The following is a 19,602-nucleotide window of genomic DNA, read 5'->3' on the forward strand; positions in this document are numbered from 1 at the left end:
TCTTTTAATGGGCTGAATTTTTTGATTTGAATGTCTGTGCAGTTTTCACATTGCTCTAGTGAGTTAATCTTGTCGTTTATGTCTATGATAGAATCACCTCAAAATATCTTCATTATGTTATAATTGTCTTGTATCAGTAATAATTCTTTCAAAAGTAATAAAAACTTTATAAATTAGTATTACTAATTTCTATGTACTGACTAAAAATCGCCATTGGTGAAAAATATGAACAATGAAGAAAGCATTCCACAATATGAAATAGCAAGGCAGAACTACACTCCAGAAGAAAAGACCCTTTTGGGGGAAATCCGTGAAAATCTGGTTGATTTAGCCATATCATCCGGTGAAAACTTCCAGGCAAATGAAGAAAGATTGTTAAATGACATCCGGAACTTCATATCCTTGAGGCTTAATGGGACAAATCAGGATAATGGCATCTCAGAGCAATATTTGGACAGCTTGTCCCGCAAGTTTCTAAGGGACATTAACGGCTATGGGGAAATCGACCCACTGATTCAGGATGATGAGCTTGAGGAAATAATGGTGATCGGTACAGACAAGCCAGTGTTTGTCTATCACAGGAAATACGGCATGATGAAAACAAATATCCGATTCAGGAACGAGGATGAAATCCGTGAACTGATTGATGCCATTGCAAGACAAATCAACCGGAGAATCGACCAGGAAACACCGATACTTGATGGAAGACTGCGGGACGGGTCAAGAATAAATGCTACAATTCCTCCCGTGTCTGCAGACGGACCTTCACTCACCATCCGTAAGTTCCGCCGTGACCCTCTGACAGTCATTGACCTGATTAAAACCAAAACAATGTCTATAGAATTGGCGGCTTTCTTCTGGCTGTGCATCGATGGGCTGGGAGTAAAGTCCGCCAATGCAATAATATCCGGAGGAACAAGTTCCGGCAAGACCACAACATTAAATGCTCTTTCAGCCTTCATCAACCCTAAAGAAAGAATCATAACAATTGAGGATACTCTTGAGCTGCAGATTCCTCATGAGCATGTAATCCGAATGGAGACAAGACCGGCAAACGTTGAAAACCGGGGAGAGTTGACCATGAATGACCTTGTCAAGAACTCCCTAAGGCAACGCCCAGACAGAATCATTGTGGGAGAGGTGAGAGCCGATGAGGCAATCACACTATTCACCGCATTGAACACCGGCCATTCCGGTTTTGGAACACTGCACTCAAATGATGCAAGGGAAACCATAACAAGACTAACCAATCCTCCAATGTCAGTTCCCGAGATAATGATTCAGGCTATTGACTTCATAATCATGCAGAACAGAATCTACACTCCCTCTGGAGTTTCATTCAGACGCATCAGTGAGGTTGCAGAGGTTGTTGGAATGGAGGAGGGAACCGTGCAGCTGAACAAGATCTTCCAATGGAATCCTGAACGTGACATGATTGAGAACGTCAGCGTGACAAGCCATACATTAGCGCAGATTTCCGATTTGAGCGGTTACAGCATGAGCGAACTTCATCATGAAATCGACAATCGGAAACTGGTTTTAAGACACATGCTCAACAATAACATCCGTTCAGTGAGTGATGTAAACAGCGTTTTGGAGATGTATTACGCCAATCCCCAAAAGGTCCTGAACAGGATTATTCTCAACAGGTGATTTTAATGTTTGAAGGCTTTTTCATACTTGTTGGAGGGTTTGCACTATCCATTGTAGAGTTCTTCAAAAACCTCTCACTTGATAATTTGAAAGCGGATAATGTCAGGGACAATGAGATTGACACGACAATATTCTCGAAGTTGAACCTTGAACTTGAGCCACAGGCACTGGCAAAGCAGGAAAGCAGATTTGATGAAATCCGGGACGCACTTCTAAAATACCTCTTGAATAGGCATGTTATTTTCATATTACTCATAATCGGATTGGGTGTGATGCTTTTTGCAGGCTTGGAGTTGTTTGGAATTTATCTTGTTGTGATTGCGATGACTTATCTGTTCATACTATCATACCCGAAAATAAAAGAGGAGAGAAGCTATTCCGATTTGAACCAGGAGCTTCCTTATGCCTTGAGGCACATGGGAGTTGAACTGAAATCAGGAAAGGGATTGCATGATGCATTGATTACAATCAGGGATGCGAATTATGGTTCCCTTTCAAATGAATTCACAAGGGTTCTGGAGGAGGTCAAGTTCGGAAAGTCGACTGAGGATTCCCTTATTGAAATGAGCCATAGGGTCAGATCGGATGGCTTGTCACGTGCCGTTCACCAGATAATCAGCACATTAAGGGTTGGAGGCAATCTTGCCAACAGTTTGGAAATCATTGCACAGGACATATCATTTGACATGCAAATCAGATTAAAGGAATACTCGCAGAAATTGAACTCATTTATCCTTATCTATACATTCATTGCTATTTTAGCTCCAGTGATAAGTTTGATAATGTTGATGGCTGGTTCAACAGTAATGGGAGATGTGATATCCTCCGAACTGATATTTGTCATTTATACGGTATTTTTCCCATTGATTGTGGTGTTCATGGGATTGTTCATTAAGAAAATGGAACCAAAAATTTAAAAAATGGAGCCAAAACCTTTTGAAACAAGAAGCCCTGCAAATGCACCTTCCTGGTCCATGATAATGTTTCCTTTTGAATATTGGTCCAATGCTGCATTGATCATAGCTGATTTGGTTGACGGACTGCTTGAGGCCGCTTTTGCAGCTGCCTTTACGATGTCCATTACAGCATCTCCACGAGATATTCCATATCCCCAGTCCTCTTCACGGATGATGTCAATTCCGCTTGCATTGGTGAGTTCACCGTTGATTTCCAATGGTCCTGCAGCTGAAAGGATTGCATCCAGTGCCTCGCTGTTGATGGCTACAACAGAATCTATTGAAGTGTTTTCATTGTACTCAACTATCTCTTTTGCAAGTTTCATTCCCTTTTGATTGTCTGCATCCCAAAAGGCATCATGCAGCAACAGTGAAGATCCTGCTCCCTGCTCCTGGGCTTCTAGAGGCTCTTCGGCTGTCGGATGTGTCAATCCTCCAGGATAGATTGGTGTGTAATTCTTGAGGGTTCCGTCTTTAAGATTGATAATGAATGCCATGTCACAGGCTCCCATACCTGGCCTGTCTTCTCCTTCATCAATGGCACATACCAAGATGTTCTTATCCCCTTTCACCAAATCGGAATCCTGTCCGATGAATAGTGCACCTGCAATCAGCGCTATCACCCCTATGATGACAACAACTATAATTGCAACAATGAGTCTTTTTGTCCTATTCATGATATTACCCTCATTAACTAAATTCAAAAGCAAGTAAATATTATATTGTCATAGTATAAATAGTTTAGAAAAAGTAAATTAATAGGTGAAATTAAATATGAAGGACATATTTAATTTCGTGAGAGTAGTTATATGCTTTTTATTAAATTAGAAAGAGAGTTAAACTAATTTAATAAATAATCGGAGTGTAGTGCCATGATTGACAATCAATCATGTAAGCAATTATAAAATTAGATTTTTAGGTAAACCTAATTTTTTATCACTTAATATTAATGTTATAATTCCTAGTATATAAAGGTTTCTAATTTTTTAGGTATACCTAAATTTTATAGGATCAAAAAAATTTCAAAAACATGCACAACACACATGAGAAATATTAAAATAATCTTTAAAAATAGAGAGTTGGTGTTTATTGGTTGAGGAGAGTAATAAACACCACGACTTGTATTTTGGGAATTTTTTGGCAGATTTTTCCCATGCCAAATTAGAAAATTGTGGAAAGCTAATTTGACAGATATGTATTTTGGAGATTGTATTATTATTGACTAATAATATGTTTTGTTTAAGTGTAAAAATTTAGGTATGCCTAAATTTATGTCACTTGTATAAAAGTTGGTTGTTATAGTATATAAATGTTTCCCTAATTATTAAGTATGCCTAAATTTTTGGGAAGAATTACTATAACAATTGTTATAACATATGATGAAAGTGATATATAAAGGTTTTGGAAATTTTAGGTTCATCTAAAACCCAACAAAAAAATAACATCTACATTTAAAAGTTTAAATCATGAAAAAATTGCAATAAAATCTATGATAATTATGAAAAAAATTTGAAAAATAATAAAAAAAGAGTAAAAAAAGGAAGAAAATTTACATTAATCTTCCAACACCAGTAATTTCGAAACTAGCAACGCCTTCAATACCTGAAACCATTTCTTCAACAGATTCAGATCCGCCTTCACCATCTTCAGTGATGAACTGTAAGACTATTGCAACTAAACCGAATGCAATTGGTTCTTCATTCATTTCATGAAGTTTAGCGCCTTCTGGCATTGAACTTTCGATGGTGGATTTGATAGCTTCTAAATCCACTTCAGGACTGTCTGGCATGATTTTCATAGTTGTTAATACTTCACCCATTCTAATTCCTCCATAATCTTAAGGTCCTTCAAAACCACATTCGCATTTGTATGCGTGGCCAAAGGTACGGCATTTTTCACATCTTGCTATTTTTGCTCCACAAATAGGACATTCGAATTCAACGAATGGTCCGGTTAATGGAATTTCTTGTTTACATGAAATACATTCTACTTCTTTCATATTATTCACCTATTATTTGTGTGTAATCGAAGTTATAATCATTTATAGTATCATCTATTAAAGATAAAACCCTTTCAGGGCACTTCCCATTCACAACATAACAATCAGACCCGAACTCTAATAAAAGAGAAGGTAACATTACATCAATCGATGACTCTTGAAAAGTTAGTAATGTTGTTGCATCGATTTTACTTATGAATGTTGAACCCGGCTCCTTCGGTTCTTGGGTATATATACCATTTACATTTGTTACTATTAAAAGGTTTGCATTTAGGAGGTGTGACACATATGCTGCAATCGAATCCGAAGTGACATCCCAACTGCATTCGAAAGGATCTTCCTCCCTTAAAAATTGGGAAACGATGAAAATAGGAGTGAATCCCTCATCGGATATTTCATTAACCTCATTTATCGTATAAGCCAATTTTGCAGATTCCACCTTGTCGTTTACAAGTTTAGCTATGATGTCCATGCAATCAATAGCTGTCCAGTGATTGGCCTGTTCAGAAAAATCCATTTCCTCATCATATTTGCGAATTAAATTGGCAAACTCTCCCCCACCGAGAATAATTACCGAACCGGTGTTTTCGAGTTGTTTTACAAGTTCAATTGCATAATTTGGAAATAGGCTTCCCCCAATCTTTACAACCTGTTTTATGATAAAAATCACACCCATGTTTAATTAAAAATAAGCTTCATTAAATTAACAGTTAGACTATAAAAGCTTCAAATCCCCAGTCACTTCATCAATTATTTCATCTTCATCAGGACCGAGAGCCAAAACGGTAACGCTTGATGTAGGTATCTGGGTCCTTCCAGCATCAACTACCAAATAATTTGCAATGCCCTTTTCATCAGCCAATTTCTTAAGGGCAGTGATTTCCTCTAAAGTCTGAACTTTTAAAACGACCTTGGCATATGCCTCATTTTCCCATTTCCTAATCTTATCCGCAGGGGATTTCTTATATGCACCAATAGATCCATGACAACATTGCGCTGCGATTTTTCCCTTGCGCATCTTCAAATCTGTCCTTACAATCATTACCTGTTTCATGTTATCACTATTACATATTTAAGTCTGAATTAAAAAAATTTTTGAATATTGAAAATTAAAATAAATAAAAAATAGGGATATAAGGAATTAATAGCAAAGCTAACAAGCCTAATTGACTCTCGCCTTAAATCCAAATATCTAATCCAATTATAATTTAAAGTATACTACAACAATTGCTATTGCCACGATTACAGCAGCAATGCTTAAAACAATAACTAAGAAATTAGCGCCTAAATTAAAACCTTGCTCTTGAGGAACGGTTACATTAGTGACATTTGTTGTGTTATTTGTTTGGTTTGTAGTGTTAGTGACGTTATTTAAGGTATCGTCGCTAGTGGTTGAACTGTCAACCGCACTGTATGTTGGTTGGGATTGGGAATAAGAACTGGATCCATAACTACTGCCTGAACTATAACCCCTGCTACTTCCAGAGGAACTGGAACTAGAAGACCCGCTTGAACTGCCGGAACTAGAACTAGAACTTGACGAATCGGAACTAGAACTGGATGAATCAGAGCTTGAACTTGAGCCTGAATCAGATGATGAACCTCCAGAATCAGAAGAAGACCCACCGGAATCGGATGATGAACCTCCGGAATCAGTGGAAGAACCTGAATCAGAACTTCCGGTTTCTCCAGCCTCAGCAAATACAATTCCGCAAGCGGAGATTATAATCACCAATGCCAAAAGTATACTTAACATTTTTTTAATTTTCATCTAACCACCTAAATAATTGAATTTTTATTACTTAAATTCAAAAGTCTATTTACTGTATTTAACAATTTATATTTAATATATAAAATATTTACTGAAAAATATCTGATTTTCAAAACATTGTGGTGCAATACTTTAATTAAATAGTAAGTACAAAATTATTAATGATTATATATTTTAAGGAGATTATAATGACTCGTATTTCAATTTTAGACAAAGACAGGTGTCAACCTAAAAAATGTGATTATCTTTGCATACACTACTGTCCTGGTGTCAGAATGGATGAGGACACCATAGTGGTTGATGAAGATACTAAAAAACCGTTGATATCTGAGGAATTATGTGAAGGGTGCGGTATCTGTACCAACCGATGCCCATTTGATGCTATTTCAATCATAAACTTGCCTGAAGCGGCAGGAGATCCTATTCACAGGTTTGGCCAAAACCAATTCGAATTGTTTGGACTTCCAAATCTTGAAGAGGGAACCGTATTGGGTCTTTTAGGTCCGAACGGTATCGGTAAATCCACAATAATGAACATCCTGTCAGGAACTTTAATCCCTAACTTTGGAGACTATGAAAGCAATCCTGAAAACTGGGATGCAGTGATTGAGTACTACAAGGGTTCATCCCTTCAAAAGTACTTCCAGGATTTATCCGAAGGAAACATTAAAACCATCCTAAAGCCACAGATGGTTGACAAGCTTCCTAAAGTCGTTAAAGGTAAAGTGAAAGACTTGCTTAGCAATGTTAATGAAAGGGACAAGCTTGATTATGTCACAAAAGAATTGCAGCTTGAAAACGTTTTAGACAGGAACATGGAAAACCTGAGTGGTGGGGAACTTCAAAGGGTTGCAATAGCCGCAACAGTCTTAAGGGAAGGTGATTTCTACTACTTCGACGAACCTACATCCTGGCTTGACGTGGCACAAAGGCTGAATGCAGTGAAAGTGATTAGGTCTTTAGCTGATGAAGGAAAAAGCGTGCTTGTAATTGAGCACGACCTTGCAACACTCGATGCATTGTCCGACAACATACATATCCTCTATGGTGAGCCTGGAGGATACGGTGTAGTGTCCGGAAGAAAAGGAGTTCGTTTAGGAATTAACGCTTACATCAATGGATTCTTGGCTGAGGAAAACGTGAGAATCAGAAGAAACCCTATTGAATTCACAATCCGTCCGCCAACCCCTGAGGACGAGGGTGATGCTCTTGCATCATACAGCGACTTGAGCAAGGATTATGACGGATTCAAACTGACCGCCGATGAGGGCGAAATCTTTTACGATGAAATCGTTACAGCATTCGGATCAAACGGTATCGGTAAAACCACATTCGCCAAAATGCTTGCAGGCGTGGAAGAGCCAACTTCCGGTGAAGTCGATGAGGAAGTTACTATCGCATACAAGCCACAGTACATCGTTTCCAACTTCGAGGGAACCGTCAGTGATTTCCTGTTCATGAATGCTCCAAGTTTCGGGTCCAAAATCTTTGAAAGTGAAATTATGAACCCATTGACATTGAATGAAATGTTGGATAAACCTGTTAAAGGATTGAGTGGTGGGGAGCTTCAAAGACTTGCAATAGCTGCAACACTATCAAAAGATGCTGAAATATACCTTTTCGACGAACCGACAGCATTCTTGGATGTTGAACAAAGGCTGATTGCTGCAAGAGTCATTCGTAAGATGGTTGAAAGCAGAAACGCTGCTTCACTTATTGTAGACCACGATATCGTGTTTATCGACTACATATCCGATAGGGCAATGGTTTTCAACGGTACTCCTGGTTTGAACGGTCATGCTTCAAAGCCTACTGATTTAAGAAACGCAATGAACGAGTTTTTAGGAAACTTGAACATTACATTCAGAAGGGATAAGGAAACCAAAAGGCCTAGAGTCAACAAGCTTGACAGTTACAAAGACCGTGAACAGAAGGAAAAAGGAGAATATTACTACTTATCAGACTAATATTTTCCCTTTTTTTATATTTTTTCCAGTTCGTTTAGAATATATTTTTTAAGTATTTCAACAGCTTTTTCACCATCATCGTCCAATCTGACTGCATCCAACGGATTCAAGTCATATGCTTTTACAACAGCATCCGCTGAAATGTTTTTGATTACATCAACATCCTTTTCATTAAGGATTACTGATGCACAGTCGTCACCGCAACCTGTTATTGTAACAATCTTTGCATCCTCAAGAATTGGAGAGCAGTTGTTTGGCTGTGCTGAATACTCTGTGATGCATGCCGCTACAATGTTATCGTTTTCAAGTGCCAACTCGACGCTGGCTGCCCTTACTACTAATCCAAGCGGACTCAATCCGCTGCAGGACACCAATGCTATTTTATCGCTCATTTTTTCATTCTCCCATATCTTTGCTTTACCTTCTCATAACCTCTTTTGTAAAATGGACAGAAATCAATACACACACTGCAGCCTTCACGATGGGCTGTGCATGATTTCCTTATGAATTTCTCATCATCATCGAAAGCGTTTTCAGGGCATCTGTCAATGCACACGCCGCAGGTTGAGCAGTAGTCCCTCACCCATTCCATGTCGTTTTCGGTTTTGAACGGCAGATTTTCAATTGATGTTTGAATCATGAAAAATCCGAGGTTCAATCCTTCCTTGAACATGCACATGTTGCTTCTTGTGATGACTGCCTCGTTTGATTGAAGCGCTATTGCCCTCAGGCTTACTCTGTCATCCAATGGATTTATCAAGTCCACTTGGAATCCCTCTTCTCGAAGAATATCCGCAAGGGCAAATGTCTTTTGACCGAATTCCTGAAACTCCAAATCCATCAGACGGCACTTTTCCTTTGAAGGGTCCATCTTCAGGATGTCAGATGACATGTGATATTTCAGGATGATAATGTTGTCCCAGTCGATATCCCATTCACGTTTAAACTCATCGCTCAAGTGTGAATAGCTCAAGCCTGCAAATCTTGAGGCTACGGCAATGTCTGTGAATTCATTTAAAAAAGAGTCTGAGATGGTTGTTTTTGGTTTTAAAGGGTTTTCAATATTATAAAAATTAGGGATAGGTTGATGATACCTAAATCTCATATCACTAACCTATTTTGTCCTTAAAGCCTCTACGGCTTTAGGGAATTCTTCACAAAAGACCTTGATTTCCTCTGTAGGAATTGAGAAACTAATACGTAAGTACCTGTCTCCAAATTCTTCGGAAGTGTATTCTCCTTCCCTTGTGAACAGTTTCTTATTAACCAAATAGTTTGACATTACCTTAGGATCAATTCCTGCACCTGAAAGGTCAATTACCATCATGTTTGCATCTGATGGGTAAACAGGCAGGAACACACCTTCAATAGGTTCAATCATTTCATTAATCAACCTTTGGTTTTCAAAACAGGTTTCTCTCATTTCGTCAAACCATTCAGGTTTTGACTTGAGACCTGCGATTGCACCGAATTGTGAGATGATGTTCACTCCAAGGTCATTAACCACTGCGTTTTTGATTGCATCGATTATAGGTTTTGATGATACAACACCACCAATCCTTAAACCTGCCATTCCGAATATTTTGGAAAAGCTGTATATGGTTAATGTTTGTTCAGGAGCATAGTTCTGTACTAGGAAATGCTCACGTGCAAAGTCTTTGTAAGTTATATCATGTAATAAGTATAAATCGTTTTCTTTTGCGATTTGGGCAAATTCTTTCAATTCATCTTCATTGTATGAGGAACCTAACGGGTTTAACGGATCAATCAAAATTACCATACGGGTGTTTTCATCCATATTCTCTCTTAAAAGTTCCGGAGTGAGTTTATAGTTATTTTCTTCATAGTAAATCGGAACGTATCTTACTTCATCACAGAACCTGTTTGCGAAATCCCCAATGATGAAATAACCTGGATCTGATAAAATCACGTTGTCCTCAGGTGCAAGAAGAGCCTGCATTACAAGGTACAGTGATTCGGTTGCACCGGAAGTCAATAACACTTCAAGGTCTTTTAATCCCAAATCGTCTAAAATCAATTGTTTCAATTCGCTGAATCCTTCAGGGGCAGGATATTTGCAGTATGTCTTTTGCTTAATCGCTTCAATCATGGCGTCAGATATAGTATCATCATGTAAGTGGTTGGTGTTTTGTCCCATCCAAATCATATCTTCGTCCATGTACATATCTTCAAAAAAGTCATTAGCGCACTCGTATCCTTCAGGAGGCACTCTTTCAGTTTTTTGAAACTTCTTTTTAGGGTTTTTTATGTCAAAATCCTTTTCCCTCATATTATCAACTCAAACAATTCCAAAATAAATATTTATATTTAATTGTTAATAAAATTATCTTAAACAATTCCATCAGAAGTGATTGTGAATTTGGCCTGTCTGCCTTCAGGAATGCTTCTGTGGCGTTTTAAGGTGGCAATCCTCTGGTTTGTCTCATCTCCACGTTCCAGCTTGATGATTACCTTGCTTATATACTCAAGGATATCTCCACCAACAGGTCGGACATCTTCCTCTTCGCTGTCATCGAATGCTGCATAAATCTGGTTTGTGACAACCACCGCAATGTCATACTTTCGGGCAACATTGGACAGAAGCTGAATCTGCTTTCTAAGCTCCTTGCTCAGCTTGTAGGATTTCATGTCATCGACACGGTATAATGCGACTGCTGAGTCAAGCACTATCAAGTCCACTTCTTCATGATGTTTTCTGAGCCAAACGTCAATTGATCTTAATGTTTCGGTCTGCTCCAGAAAATCAGTTGGTTCAAAAACAATTATGTTATTGGCAACATTTGAAAAGTAGGGTCCGGAAATCTGTTTGATTCTGTCAATTGAGATTCCTCCCTCAGTATCAATGTAAATCACTTTACGGTTGCTTTTGGCGACATTTACTGTTAATGCCAGTGCCACATTACTCTTACCTGAGCTTGGTGAACCGTATATCTGAGTGACAGTGCCTTTCTCAAAGCCTCCGTCAAGCAGACCATCCAATGCTGAGTTGGATGGGATTTTGTGATTGTCTTCAAAGTTGGCCAATACTTTCATAGATAAATATTGTTGCTTATAAGATATATATTTAACAAGAATCCAATATACTCATAACGGAAGTGTTAATATGAAAAGAATAGATGCACTTATAATCGTTTTAATCATTTCGATTTGTTGCGCAGGCATTGCTTTTGCCGAGGAGAACAATTCGAGTGTTGAACAAAGCATTGAGGAAACAGAAATCAGTGAGGATGGAGCAATCTATACATTGATTGCATCAATTTCTGGAGATGAAATCAAGTTTAACGATGGATTCACCGGATATTGCATTGACTCATCCAAGGGCGCAGTAAGCTCCGACGACAAGTTTACTCCAGGTCCATTTAAAAATGATAAGACTGAAAACTACGTCAAATTGGCAATAATCGAATGCTACAAGCAGGGAAGAGTAAATGACATTGGAAAAGTCGTTTCAAAAATAGTTAACAATGACTTGGATTCCAGCGACAGCGTAATCAAGGAAGTGTTGAACTCAAACGAAAATGTCAATTCTGGAACTACAGTTAAAATCGACAACACCACCGAGGCAACATTCAACTTTGAGCTTTTAACACCGGCTGACAGTGAAAAGTCCGATTGCCTGGCCTATACAGTATCCATGAAAACAGTTGAAAATAAGAATCCTTCAACCGTTCAAAAAGACGATACCTTAGGTGTGAGCGACAATTCATCCGACAATGATAAAAAAGCAAAAGATGACAATGTCGAAAAGACAACTGGAAATGGCAGCGACGAAAAAACAAAAGAGGACACCAGCAAAACAGAGGATACATCAAAAGCAAATAAAACAGACGATAAAGCAAAAAACGACACTATCGTCAACGAAACCAACAAGACAATCGTGAACAAGACTAACACCAAAATCACTGTTGAGAACAACACAACCATAACCTATAAGAACAATGTGAAAACAGTGAACCAGACAGCACCTGCAAACAACACTACAAATAATCTTTTAAAAACAGCTGGAAACCCAATATTCATCTTGGGAGTTGTAATTGTAGTTGCACTCATTGCAGTTGCATTCATGAGGAGAAAAGATTAGACCATAATCTTTTTTCTCATTTTCTTATTATTTTTGGCTTGAATGCAGTCAAGTCTATTATGGATGACGCATGAGAAGTATTCAAGTCGCCGACATCAATGACCATATCCACTTCACAGTCCAATTGCTCTAAAATTTCCTTTGGATTTGAGAGAACCTCATCATTGGAGAGATTGGCACTGGTTGTTGTTATCGGAAATATGCTTGCCAATCTGCATGCAAGCTCACAGTCAGGCACTCTGACTCCCACATCAGGCAATCCTCCTGTAATTGCCCTTGGAACGATGTTTTTCTTGTTTAAAATAAACGTATAAGGACCTGGAAGATGCTTTTCAATGTTGTTTTTTTGGCCCAATGACATCTTTGCAACAAGACTGATTGATTCAATGTCCCTTACAAGTATTGAAAGCGGTTTTAAATAGCTTCTCTGCTTAATGTCAAACACTCTTCTGACGGCCTGCCTATCAAAAATATTTGCACCAAGACCATAAACAGTATCGGTGGGATACAATACTACTCCCCCATCAGCCAATACCTTAATGGCTTTAAAAATAACATCCTCATCAAATTCTTCAATACTTGTTTTTACGACTTTCATTCACATTTATATTAGATGAAATCTTTATATATAACTATGCTTCAAAGTCTAAGACCTTTTTTAACAAGAATATTGAACCCTATTGCAAGAAATTTGAATATAAATCCGAATATTGTGACTGTAATCTCACCATTCGTTGCAGTTCTTGCAGCATACGGATTTGCAAACCATAATCTTATATTGGGCTGTATCGCCATATTGCTGTCCGGTTTCCTGGATGTTGTGGACGGCGCCGTTGCAAGATATCATGAAAGATCATCCCCATTTGGAGCGTTTCTTGACTCAACAATGGACCGGTTTGCAGATGCGATAATCTACATTGGAATAATATTTGGAGGATACTGCAATTGGTTTGTTGGGGTCTTGGCGATTCACTCAGCAATCACTGTCAGCTATGTTCGCGCAAGAGCCGAATCACAGGGTGCTGAGTGCAATATCGGAATAGCTGAAAGAGCCGTTAGAATGATTATCTTAATGGTTGGAGCAATTATCGGATACTTTGCAGGCGACATTTACTTTACATACGTCATTTACATATTAGTAATCTTATCTTACTTTACCGTTGGGCAAAGAATCATGCACGTTTGGAGGCAATTGAAATGAGTGATTTAGAAAGTCCTGAAAAAATAGCTAAAGACATTGCAAAACTGGAAAGGAACTTGAATCAAGTGGCCCACATTACTTTTGAAGGCAAGGAAAAAGAGGTCTATGACAGGGCCATTGACTATTGGAACGATTCCAAGTATTATCTTGAAAAAGAGGACATGAGAACTGCATTCGGTTGCATCGAATACAGTCATGGATTGTTGGATGCCTTAAGGATGATTCATGGAATCATCTAATTTACACCCTCAATTCTTTTGATGTCAATTATTAGCTTGTCAAAATCGGATTGGTAATCCCTATCCTGAATGACTTTGAACTTATCATATTCCTCTTTTGCAATTTTTTGAGCATCATTTGCGGAAATTTTACCTTTACCCTCCAAAATTGGCAACAGATTCAAATTGATATAATCATCCAAAACCTGTTTCCAATCATTCATTGACATTGGAACTTCATTTAATGCCCTTGACTCAGCAAGTGTTAAAAAACCATCAACCAATGAGTTCAAACGCTTTAACTCTTTTTCATTCAAGTAATTTTTAGAGATTACAACATCACTTAAAATGATTTTACCGTTTGGATTGCTCCAGTTTGTCAAACCCATATTAGTTTTCTCACTGTCACTTCTCTCAGCAATAATTTCCGCAGCAGTATGGCCACTGACTGCATAGATTAACTTGTTTTGGACAGTGGCAAAGAATTCACGAGTCACTTGAGCATCCTTGTTGTAATCAAAGCTTGTTGCATAGATGTCTGTGATCTTTTGGTTGAATCTTCTCTCAGAGGACCTGATGTCTCTTACCCTTTCAAGCAACTGAGTGAAGTAATCAACTCCAAACCTGGAACCATTTTTCAATAGTTCATCATCTAAAACAAACCCCTTGATGATTAATTCTTTTAATTGTTTTGTTGCCCATATTCTGAAGTGTGTTGCATTTTTAGAGTTCACTCTGTAACCTACGGAAATAATGACATCGAGATTATAAAAATTATTTTCATATTTTTTCCCATCTGAAGCAGTTGTTCGAATTTTTCGAACAACTGAACTTTGTTCCAATTCCCCATCTGAAAAAATATTTTTAAGATGGTAATTTATGGTATTCTTTTTTACATTAAACACTTCAGCCATGGTTTTTTGAGTGGCCCAAAATGTTTCTCCTTCAGCATCGACAATGACATCAAGTGAAACCTCACCTTCATCACCAATATAGAGCAGAGTTTTCTGTATTTCATTTTCTTCTATCATAATTCACCTCGTTTTATATTTGGTTAAATATACCCAAATATTACTTTGAATAATGAATTTTAAAAAGGTTTTGTTTGAAATAAAGTAAATTTTTCAAAGTGAAAGCAATATTGCAATGTGAAAGCAATTTTTAAAAAAAATAAGACATTTAACGTATCTTATTTCTTCAAAGATACGTTGAAAAAAAGAAAAAAATTAAATTTTAAACATTAATTTTACTGTTAATCAAAGAGTCATCACCGGCCGAGATTATCTCACCATCCAAAACTTCGATAACTCTGTCTGCGAGTTTGGCCACATCCATATCATGAGTTACAATTATCAATGTTACATTTTTATGTTCGTGCAAATCGATTAGTTGGCGAAGTATTCTGGTACTTGTCTTCGAATCCAGTGATCCTGTTGGTTCATCCGCCAATATTATTGATGGATCATTTGCAAGGGCTCTGGCGATTGCAACTCTTTGGCGCTCACCTCCGGATAACTTATTTGGCATGATGTCTGCCTTATCCTTAAGACCCACATCATCCAACAGTTTCAATGCCTTGCTTTTCATCTCACCTGCAGACAAACCTTGAGTATACATTGGTATTTCAATGTTTTCACGAACGGAAATGTTTGGAATTAGATTGTGCAATTGGAAAACAAATCCTATGCTTGTGGCCCTGAATTCGTTGAGCTTTTTGCTTGTGGTCAAGTCCTCTCCAGCAACGGTTATTGAACCTGAATCCGGCACGTCCAATGCGCCGAGCATGTTAAGGAGAGTTGATTTTCCGGAACCTGACGGTCCGATGATTGACACGAATTCCCCTTCTTCTATTGTGAGGTTAACTCCATTCAATGCCTTGATTCTGCCATTTTCATAGCTTTTGTATAAGTCTTTTATCTCAACAATCATCAAATCACCTCACTCATACCTCAATGCCTCTGTCGGCGGCAGCCTTATGGCCTTAAGCGCAGGATATATTCCTCCTACAATTCCAACAACTATTGCTATGATGAATGCCTGGATGAATATCTTAGCGGTGAACAGTGGCTCGAAGCCAATCTGTGAAGCCAAGGCGAGACATCCGACAACTCCTATGATTGATCCTATGACCGCTGAAACGATTGTGATTACTAGTGACTCGCCGACAATCATGAGAAGAATCCTTTTGTTTGACCATCCGACAGCCTTGAGAACACCTATTTCACGGGTTCTTTCAAACACGCTCATCAGCATTGTGTTAATGATGCCCAATCCACCAACTACAATGGCCAATAGGGATATTGCCCAGGTTGATGCCTGAAGCATGTTGAGCATGTCTGCCATCTGCTCCATTTCCATGACCGATGTTATTGTGGTGATATTGTCACCATATTCGGCATCTATCCTGTCAGCGACTTCCTGTGCGTCCACACCCTTATCAACCTTGACGTAGATGTTTGAGATTGAGTCCTCATCGTCCATGAGCTTTCCTACCCTGGAAATTGATGTGAAAACACCGCCAGCCATGTTTGAGTCTCCGGATTCATAGATTCCAACCACTTCAAACTCTTCACGGTTGACATCGATTGTGTCTCCCACAGAATAGTTGTTGTCATCGGCATAGATTTCACCGATAATGACCTCATCAGCACCATCCTCAAATATTCTGCCTTCTTTCATTGAAATATCCGCTAAAGTTGTACCTTCAGGATCAATTCCTATCAATGTGTTCATGTAATCGTCACCGACCGAAGTCAACACTACATAAATCGGATAGGCCTCGTCAACTCCGCTCACATTTGCAATCTTGTCGGTCCATGAGGCGTCAATCGTATTTGTACCATATGCTGAGTCACCGGTTTCCTTTCCTGAAATCTGGAAATCCGCCCCTCCAGCATGTATTGTTTCCTCGAAGGTATCAACCAGACCTTCTGTAATTCCACCAAGAGCGACAATGACGACAATGCCTATTGCAATTCCTACAATAGCCAGTATTGCACTGTTCTTTCTCCTGAATGGGTTTTTAAGAATGAACTTTAAAAATGACATATTAATTAATATGATTGGAACATATAAATAACTAGTTATTAATGTGATTGAGATGACAATATCGGTGAGTGAAATGCATAAGGAAACTTTAATTGAAAACATTGACAAGATCCACACTACCGAGATGGGTGTTGGAAGGATACAGCGGAACTTGGGAATTGATGATGAACCTGTGAGCTATTGCATTTCCAAACTCAAAAAAGAGAATTCTAAAGTTAAAAAAGAAGGTAAGAACTATTATGTTGAGATTGACGGATGCATAATAACAATCAATTCAAGCAGTTTTACAATAATAACTGCACATAAAATCTGAATTATTTGTTTTGAGCAATATACTTATTTAAAAGTTTATTCAACTTAATGGCAGTATTATAATTCATGGTGATCTGCAAATCGGATTCATTGATTAATTCAATATCATCACCATCATTAACTAACTTATTATTAATTACAATCAATCTTATCTCTTCATTATTGCCTCCAACGCCAAATGAAGACGCATGAACAACTTTTGAATTGTCATCAATATTGATTTTTGATTTAATATCCACATTCTTATCAATCATTCTATCACATCCATTGTATACCATTTTTTATCATTAATTGATGAAAAATCAGACAGACTTATCTCTTTATCTGAAAATGTGAGATAATAATCTTTTAAATTTTCATATACATTTTTATTAACCAGTATTTCTTCATTAATCTCAATTTCATTTTCTAACTCATCGAAATCCAATTCATCAGGAATGTTATTGAAAATTTCATCTAATTCCTCATCGGACAATTCATCATATTCTTCTTCAAGCTCTTCTAATTGTTTGTTGAAGTGAAATTTAATGAATTCCTCATGTGCTATATCTAATTTTCTTATAAATTCAGAGGAGGTGTTTAAGATATATCTAGAATTTCTGTGGATTATGATTTCATTTTCAATGAATTTATTGATAAATTTATCCAATGTCACCCTTGAAATGCCTGAACCGATGGCAATCTGCTGTTTAGTATACTCATCGACAGGTGCGGAAAATAAAAATTGCAAAACTTTAGCCTGTGGGCAGTTTCCAAATAATTCTTCAAACATTACTTTTCACCAATACAATATATGTACATTTAATACTTATAAATATTTCTAATATGTAAATTATTTAAACAATTAGTAATAAATATTTATATAATAGTAATACATAAGTATAAATATGACTAAAAAATTCGATGAAGAAATGGTTAAGATAGCCGTAATCAAATCATTGCACAAAAATAGATACTACAACAAACGCCACACTCCCATCATTCACATATGTAAAAGATTGCCTAAAATTCCCTGCAAATATATTAAAAAAGCCTTAAAAGAGTTGAAAAAAGAAAAAATCGTTACAATTAAACCCACATATCATGGTGCGGATGTCTGTTTAAACGTGAAAAAGAAAAAAGAGATAAACCAATATCTAGAAAAAAATAATCTCAATAAATAATAACACATATAACCAATAATAGTTACACATAAAGTCTAATTTTAAAAAAAAAGTAAAAAAAAAGAAGAGATTAAGATATCTCTTTAAATTTAATCATCCATGTCTTCGAATCTGGATTCTAATTTTTCCATTACACCAGGAAGTGAGGTGTATTCCATTTCTTCAGCAGGTAATCTGTGAGGTTCGAATGGACCGTGTCTTCTGATGTAAGTTGCGATTTTAGCAGCTTGTTCACGGGTTGGGTCGAATGCAGGGTCATCGAATAAATCGACTGGTCCGATTAATTCACCGTTTGCTACTTGGAATCCTAAACCGATTACTCTAGGTGGTCCGTCGAATCTGATTGGGTTTGCTTCTGCTTCTGAAACAGGCATCATTGGACCGTTGTGGGATCCTCTCATCCATCCACTTACCATGTGTGGGAATGCAAATGGATCTACACATTCACCGTTTGCAGGGAAACCGGATTGTGCTCTTACGATACATGCTGGGTCGTCTTTACCGACGTATTCTCCAGCCATTAAGTTTAATCTTTCGGTACTTATTGCAGCTGCGATTTCACCGTTTTTCTTCCATACTCTTTTGATAACGTATCTTCCGGTGGAACCGATTAATGCGAGTAAGTCATACATTTCTTCAGGACAGTTTAAGATAACTTTCCTGTGTTCGATTACATCAAACACTTCAAATTTGAATCCATCGTGTAGGGATGGGTCAATGACTAATCCTGCAGTGTTGAATGGGTCTGCGAACATTCTGAATACTGGTAAGTTGAATGCACCAGGTTCGGTTTTGTCACAGCAGAATACTAAAACAGGGTCGGATGGTCTTTCTTCGAATTCCATTTCAGCTACACCAGGACCCATACCTTTGATGTTTCCGGAGAAAGTGTCAGATAATAAGTCTTGACCTGCACCGTATAATTTTAATTCACGTGCTCTTTCGGTAGCTTTCATGAATGCATCGTATGCAGTTTTGTGTACTTCTTCGTTTTCTACCCCTTTGTCGTGGGTCATGATTAAGTCGATGTCGTCTCCACAACGGGAAACATAGTAATCCTTGATGATGCCTGCTTCCAATGCGTCAGCTAAAACTTCATCACAAATTTCCATTAAATCAGGGTGTGCGACACAGTGTCCGGACACACTTCCGATATCAGCTTTAATTACACTAACTGTAGTTTTCATTTTAATACCTCTATTAGTAAATTGA

General features: G+C 37.8%; 25 protein-coding genes. 8 read left to right on the top strand and 17 right to left on the bottom strand.

Translation table 11 applies throughout. The features are described from left to right. The first annotated feature begins 225 nt into the window (after positions 1 to 225). Both E7Z78_RS01640 and E7Z78_RS01645 read left to right on the top strand, forming a co-directional pair. The gene (locus E7Z78_RS01640) at positions 226 to 1,653 is read left to right on the top strand and encodes a CpaF family protein (protein WP_303723436.1); all 1,428 of its coding nucleotides are present in this window, start codon (positions 226 to 228) and stop codon (positions 1,651 to 1,653) included. Positions 1,654 to 1,658: 5 nt separating this feature from the next. Beyond that, positions 1,659 to 2,570: a type II secretion system F family protein gene (locus E7Z78_RS01645; RefSeq protein ID WP_303723437.1), complete on the top strand. Its 912-nt coding sequence runs from the start codon at positions 1,659 to 1,661 to the stop codon at positions 2,568 to 2,570. On the opposite strand, the gene E7Z78_RS01650 is transcribed toward E7Z78_RS01645, so the two are convergent. The 6 genes from E7Z78_RS01650 to E7Z78_RS01675 all read right to left on the bottom strand — a co-directional run bounded on the left by E7Z78_RS01650 (position 2,567) and on the right by E7Z78_RS01675 (position 6,379). Further along, a complete protein-coding gene (locus E7Z78_RS01650) occupies positions 2,567 to 3,286 on the bottom strand; it encodes a DUF4012 domain-containing protein (RefSeq protein ID WP_303723438.1) in 720 nt (239 codons plus the stop codon). The genes E7Z78_RS01645 and E7Z78_RS01650 overlap by 4 nt on opposite strands. 872 nt (positions 3,287 to 4,158) lie before the next feature. Next, entirely contained in the window at positions 4,159 to 4,428 is a 270-nt protein-coding gene (locus E7Z78_RS01655) for an elongation factor 1-beta (protein WP_303723439.1), read from the bottom strand. An 18-nt stretch (positions 4,429 to 4,446) separates the two neighbouring features. Then, positions 4,447 to 4,608 carry a zinc finger domain-containing protein gene (locus E7Z78_RS01660; protein WP_292605920.1) on the bottom strand — a complete coding sequence of 54 codons (162 nt, stop codon included), beginning with the start codon at positions 4,606 to 4,608 and terminating at the stop codon, positions 4,447 to 4,449. Between the two features lies 1 nt (position 4,609). Beyond that, positions 4,610 to 5,284, bottom strand: a complete 675-nt coding sequence (locus tag E7Z78_RS01665; protein WP_303723440.1) for a delta 1-pyrroline-5-carboxylate synthetase — start codon at positions 5,282 to 5,284, stop codon at positions 4,610 to 4,612. Positions 5,285 to 5,323: 39 nt separating this feature from the next. Beyond that, a complete protein-coding gene (pth2, locus tag E7Z78_RS01670) occupies positions 5,324 to 5,662 on the bottom strand; it encodes an aminoacyl-tRNA hydrolase (protein ID WP_303723441.1) in 339 nt (112 codons plus the stop codon). Positions 5,663 to 5,809: 147 nt separating this feature from the next. Then, a complete protein-coding gene (locus E7Z78_RS01675; protein WP_303723442.1) occupies positions 5,810 to 6,379 on the bottom strand; it encodes a hypothetical protein in 570 nt (189 codons plus the stop codon). A 188-nt stretch (positions 6,380 to 6,567) separates the two neighbouring features. On the opposite strand from E7Z78_RS01675, the gene E7Z78_RS01680 reads away from it, so the two are divergent. Beyond that, complete coding sequence (locus tag E7Z78_RS01680; protein WP_303723443.1) at positions 6,568 to 8,346, top strand: ribosome biogenesis/translation initiation ATPase RLI; 1,779 nt, start codon at positions 6,568 to 6,570, stop codon at positions 8,344 to 8,346. Between the two features lie 14 nt (positions 8,347 to 8,360). Here E7Z78_RS01680 and E7Z78_RS01685 read toward each other — a convergent pair whose 3' ends face one another. The 4 genes from E7Z78_RS01685 to radB are packed head-to-tail and all read right to left on the bottom strand — an operon-like array spanning position 8,361 to position 11,400. Then, positions 8,361 to 8,738: a putative zinc-binding protein gene (locus E7Z78_RS01685; RefSeq protein WP_303723444.1), complete on the bottom strand. Its 378-nt coding sequence runs from the start codon at positions 8,736 to 8,738 to the stop codon at positions 8,361 to 8,363. Next, on the bottom strand, positions 8,735 to 9,451 hold the full coding sequence (locus tag E7Z78_RS01690; RefSeq protein ID WP_303723445.1) for a DUF362 domain-containing protein: 717 nt from the start codon (positions 9,449 to 9,451) through the stop codon (positions 8,735 to 8,737). The genes E7Z78_RS01685 and E7Z78_RS01690 overlap by 4 nt, the downstream gene beginning before the upstream one ends. A 9-nt stretch (positions 9,452 to 9,460) precedes the next feature. Then, the gene (locus E7Z78_RS01695; RefSeq protein WP_303723446.1) at positions 9,461 to 10,636 is read right to left on the bottom strand and encodes a pyridoxal phosphate-dependent aminotransferase; all 1,176 of its coding nucleotides are present in this window, start codon (positions 10,634 to 10,636) and stop codon (positions 9,461 to 9,463) included. A gap of 59 nt (positions 10,637 to 10,695) precedes the next feature. Continuing rightward, positions 10,696 to 11,400, bottom strand: a complete 705-nt coding sequence (radB, locus tag E7Z78_RS01700; protein ID WP_303723447.1) for a DNA repair and recombination protein RadB — start codon at positions 11,398 to 11,400, stop codon at positions 10,696 to 10,698. A gap of 70 nt (positions 11,401 to 11,470) precedes the next feature. Here radB and E7Z78_RS01705 point away from each other — a divergent pair, with 70 nt between their 5' ends. After that, positions 11,471 to 12,448 (top strand): hypothetical protein, encoded by a 978-nt coding sequence (locus tag E7Z78_RS01705; protein ID WP_303723448.1) that lies wholly within the window; start codon positions 11,471 to 11,473, stop codon positions 12,446 to 12,448. Positions 12,449 to 12,464: 16 nt separating this feature from the next. On the opposite strand, the gene E7Z78_RS01710 is transcribed toward E7Z78_RS01705, so the two are convergent. Beyond that, complete coding sequence (locus E7Z78_RS01710; protein ID WP_303723449.1) at positions 12,465 to 13,046, bottom strand: L-threonylcarbamoyladenylate synthase; 582 nt, start codon at positions 13,044 to 13,046, stop codon at positions 12,465 to 12,467. A 36-nt stretch (positions 13,047 to 13,082) separates the two neighbouring features. Between E7Z78_RS01710 and pgsA the strand changes: the two genes are divergently transcribed. Further along, on the top strand, positions 13,083 to 13,649 hold the full coding sequence (gene pgsA, locus E7Z78_RS01715) for an archaetidylinositol phosphate synthase (RefSeq protein WP_303723607.1): 567 nt from the start codon (positions 13,083 to 13,085) through the stop codon (positions 13,647 to 13,649). After that, the gene (locus E7Z78_RS01720; protein WP_296874556.1) at positions 13,646 to 13,888 is read left to right on the top strand and encodes a DUF357 domain-containing protein; all 243 of its coding nucleotides are present in this window, start codon (positions 13,646 to 13,648) and stop codon (positions 13,886 to 13,888) included. The genes pgsA and E7Z78_RS01720 overlap by 4 nt, the downstream gene beginning before the upstream one ends. On the opposite strand, the gene E7Z78_RS01725 is transcribed toward E7Z78_RS01720, so the two are convergent. The 3 genes from E7Z78_RS01725 to E7Z78_RS01735 all read right to left on the bottom strand — a co-directional run bounded on the left by E7Z78_RS01725 (position 13,885) and on the right by E7Z78_RS01735 (position 16,915). Then, positions 13,885 to 14,898: a virulence RhuM family protein gene (locus E7Z78_RS01725; protein WP_303723450.1), complete on the bottom strand. Its 1,014-nt coding sequence runs from the start codon at positions 14,896 to 14,898 to the stop codon at positions 13,885 to 13,887. The genes E7Z78_RS01720 and E7Z78_RS01725 overlap by 4 nt on opposite strands. Before the next feature lie 202 nt (positions 14,899 to 15,100). Continuing rightward, positions 15,101 to 15,796, bottom strand: a complete 696-nt coding sequence (locus E7Z78_RS01730) for an ABC transporter ATP-binding protein (protein WP_303723451.1) — start codon at positions 15,794 to 15,796, stop codon at positions 15,101 to 15,103. 9 nt (positions 15,797 to 15,805) lie between these two features. Then, positions 15,806 to 16,915 (bottom strand): ABC transporter permease, encoded by a 1,110-nt coding sequence (locus tag E7Z78_RS01735; protein WP_303723452.1) that lies wholly within the window; start codon positions 16,913 to 16,915, stop codon positions 15,806 to 15,808. A gap of 73 nt (positions 16,916 to 16,988) precedes the next feature. Here E7Z78_RS01735 and E7Z78_RS01740 point away from each other — a divergent pair, with 73 nt between their 5' ends. Beyond that, complete coding sequence (locus tag E7Z78_RS01740; RefSeq protein ID WP_303723453.1) at positions 16,989 to 17,228, top strand: DUF3781 domain-containing protein; 240 nt, start codon at positions 16,989 to 16,991, stop codon at positions 17,226 to 17,228. 1 nt (position 17,229) lies between these two features. Here the strand turns inward: E7Z78_RS01740 and E7Z78_RS01745 are convergent, their stop codons facing one another. Further along, positions 17,230 to 17,481 carry a hypothetical protein gene (locus tag E7Z78_RS01745; RefSeq protein ID WP_303723454.1) on the bottom strand — a complete coding sequence of 84 codons (252 nt, stop codon included), beginning with the start codon at positions 17,479 to 17,481 and terminating at the stop codon, positions 17,230 to 17,232. Further along, positions 17,478 to 17,999 (bottom strand): hypothetical protein, encoded by a 522-nt coding sequence (locus E7Z78_RS01750; RefSeq protein WP_303723455.1) that lies wholly within the window; start codon positions 17,997 to 17,999, stop codon positions 17,478 to 17,480. The genes E7Z78_RS01745 and E7Z78_RS01750 overlap by 4 nt, the downstream gene beginning before the upstream one ends. Positions 18,000 to 18,114: 115 nt before the next feature. On the opposite strand from E7Z78_RS01750, the gene E7Z78_RS01755 reads away from it, so the two are divergent. Further along, positions 18,115 to 18,390 (top strand): hypothetical protein, encoded by a 276-nt coding sequence (locus tag E7Z78_RS01755; protein ID WP_303723456.1) that lies wholly within the window; start codon positions 18,115 to 18,117, stop codon positions 18,388 to 18,390. Positions 18,391 to 18,479: 89 nt separating this feature from the next. Here E7Z78_RS01755 and fbp read toward each other — a convergent pair whose 3' ends face one another. Continuing rightward, positions 18,480 to 19,577: a fructose-1,6-bisphosphate aldolase/phosphatase gene (gene fbp, locus E7Z78_RS01760; protein ID WP_303723457.1), complete on the bottom strand. Its 1,098-nt coding sequence runs from the start codon at positions 19,575 to 19,577 to the stop codon at positions 18,480 to 18,482. Positions 19,578 to 19,602 lie beyond the last annotated feature (25 nt).

The sequence above is a fragment of the Methanobrevibacter thaueri genome, assembly GCF_015062915.1.
Taxonomy (GTDB): domain Archaea; phylum Methanobacteriota; class Methanobacteria; order Methanobacteriales; family Methanobacteriaceae; genus Methanocatella; species Methanocatella thaueri_B.

Coding starts and splice junctions, on each gene's coding strand:
- E7Z78_RS01640 (WP_303723436.1), top strand. CDS start 226: ATGAACAATGAAGAAAGCATTCCACAATATGAAATAGCAAGGCAGAAC.
- E7Z78_RS01645 (WP_303723437.1), top strand. CDS start 1,659: ATGTTTGAAGGCTTTTTCATACTTGTTGGAGGGTTTGCACTATCCATT.
- E7Z78_RS01650 (WP_303723438.1), bottom strand. CDS start 3,286: ATGAATAGGACAAAAAGACTCATTGTTGCAATTATAGTTGTTGTCATC.
- E7Z78_RS01655 (WP_303723439.1), bottom strand. CDS start 4,428: ATGGGTGAAGTATTAACAACTATGAAAATCATGCCAGACAGTCCTGAA.
- E7Z78_RS01660 (WP_292605920.1), bottom strand. CDS start 4,608: ATGAAAGAAGTAGAATGTATTTCATGTAAACAAGAAATTCCATTAACC.
- E7Z78_RS01665 (WP_303723440.1), bottom strand. CDS start 5,284: ATGGGTGTGATTTTTATCATAAAACAGGTTGTAAAGATTGGGGGAAGC.
- pth2 (WP_303723441.1), bottom strand. CDS start 5,662: ATGAAACAGGTAATGATTGTAAGGACAGATTTGAAGATGCGCAAGGGA.
- E7Z78_RS01675 (WP_303723442.1), bottom strand. CDS start 6,379: ATGAAAATTAAAAAAATGTTAAGTATACTTTTGGCATTGGTGATTATA.
- E7Z78_RS01680 (WP_303723443.1), top strand. CDS start 6,568: ATGACTCGTATTTCAATTTTAGACAAAGACAGGTGTCAACCTAAAAAA.
- E7Z78_RS01685 (WP_303723444.1), bottom strand. CDS start 8,738: ATGAGCGATAAAATAGCATTGGTGTCCTGCAGCGGATTGAGTCCGCTT.
- E7Z78_RS01690 (WP_303723445.1), bottom strand. CDS start 9,451: ATGAGATTTAGGTATCATCAACCTATCCCTAATTTTTATAATATTGAA.
- E7Z78_RS01695 (WP_303723446.1), bottom strand. CDS start 10,636: ATGAGGGAAAAGGATTTTGACATAAAAAACCCTAAAAAGAAGTTTCAA.
- radB (WP_303723447.1), bottom strand. CDS start 11,400: ATGAAAGTATTGGCCAACTTTGAAGACAATCACAAAATCCCATCCAAC.
- E7Z78_RS01705 (WP_303723448.1), top strand. CDS start 11,471: ATGAAAAGAATAGATGCACTTATAATCGTTTTAATCATTTCGATTTGT.
- E7Z78_RS01710 (WP_303723449.1), bottom strand. CDS start 13,046: ATGAAAGTCGTAAAAACAAGTATTGAAGAATTTGATGAGGATGTTATT.
- pgsA (WP_303723607.1), top strand. CDS start 13,083: ATGCTTCAAAGTCTAAGACCTTTTTTAACAAGAATATTGAACCCTATT.
- E7Z78_RS01720 (WP_296874556.1), top strand. CDS start 13,646: ATGAGTGATTTAGAAAGTCCTGAAAAAATAGCTAAAGACATTGCAAAA.
- E7Z78_RS01725 (WP_303723450.1), bottom strand. CDS start 14,898: ATGATAGAAGAAAATGAAATACAGAAAACTCTGCTCTATATTGGTGAT.
- E7Z78_RS01730 (WP_303723451.1), bottom strand. CDS start 15,796: ATGATTGTTGAGATAAAAGACTTATACAAAAGCTATGAAAATGGCAGA.
- E7Z78_RS01735 (WP_303723452.1), bottom strand. CDS start 16,915: ATGTCATTTTTAAAGTTCATTCTTAAAAACCCATTCAGGAGAAAGAAC.
- E7Z78_RS01740 (WP_303723453.1), top strand. CDS start 16,989: ATGCATAAGGAAACTTTAATTGAAAACATTGACAAGATCCACACTACC.
- E7Z78_RS01745 (WP_303723454.1), bottom strand. CDS start 17,481: ATGATTGATAAGAATGTGGATATTAAATCAAAAATCAATATTGATGAC.
- E7Z78_RS01750 (WP_303723455.1), bottom strand. CDS start 17,999: ATGTTTGAAGAATTATTTGGAAACTGCCCACAGGCTAAAGTTTTGCAA.
- E7Z78_RS01755 (WP_303723456.1), top strand. CDS start 18,115: ATGACTAAAAAATTCGATGAAGAAATGGTTAAGATAGCCGTAATCAAA.
- fbp (WP_303723457.1), bottom strand. CDS start 19,577: ATGAAAACTACAGTTAGTGTAATTAAAGCTGATATCGGAAGTGTGTCC.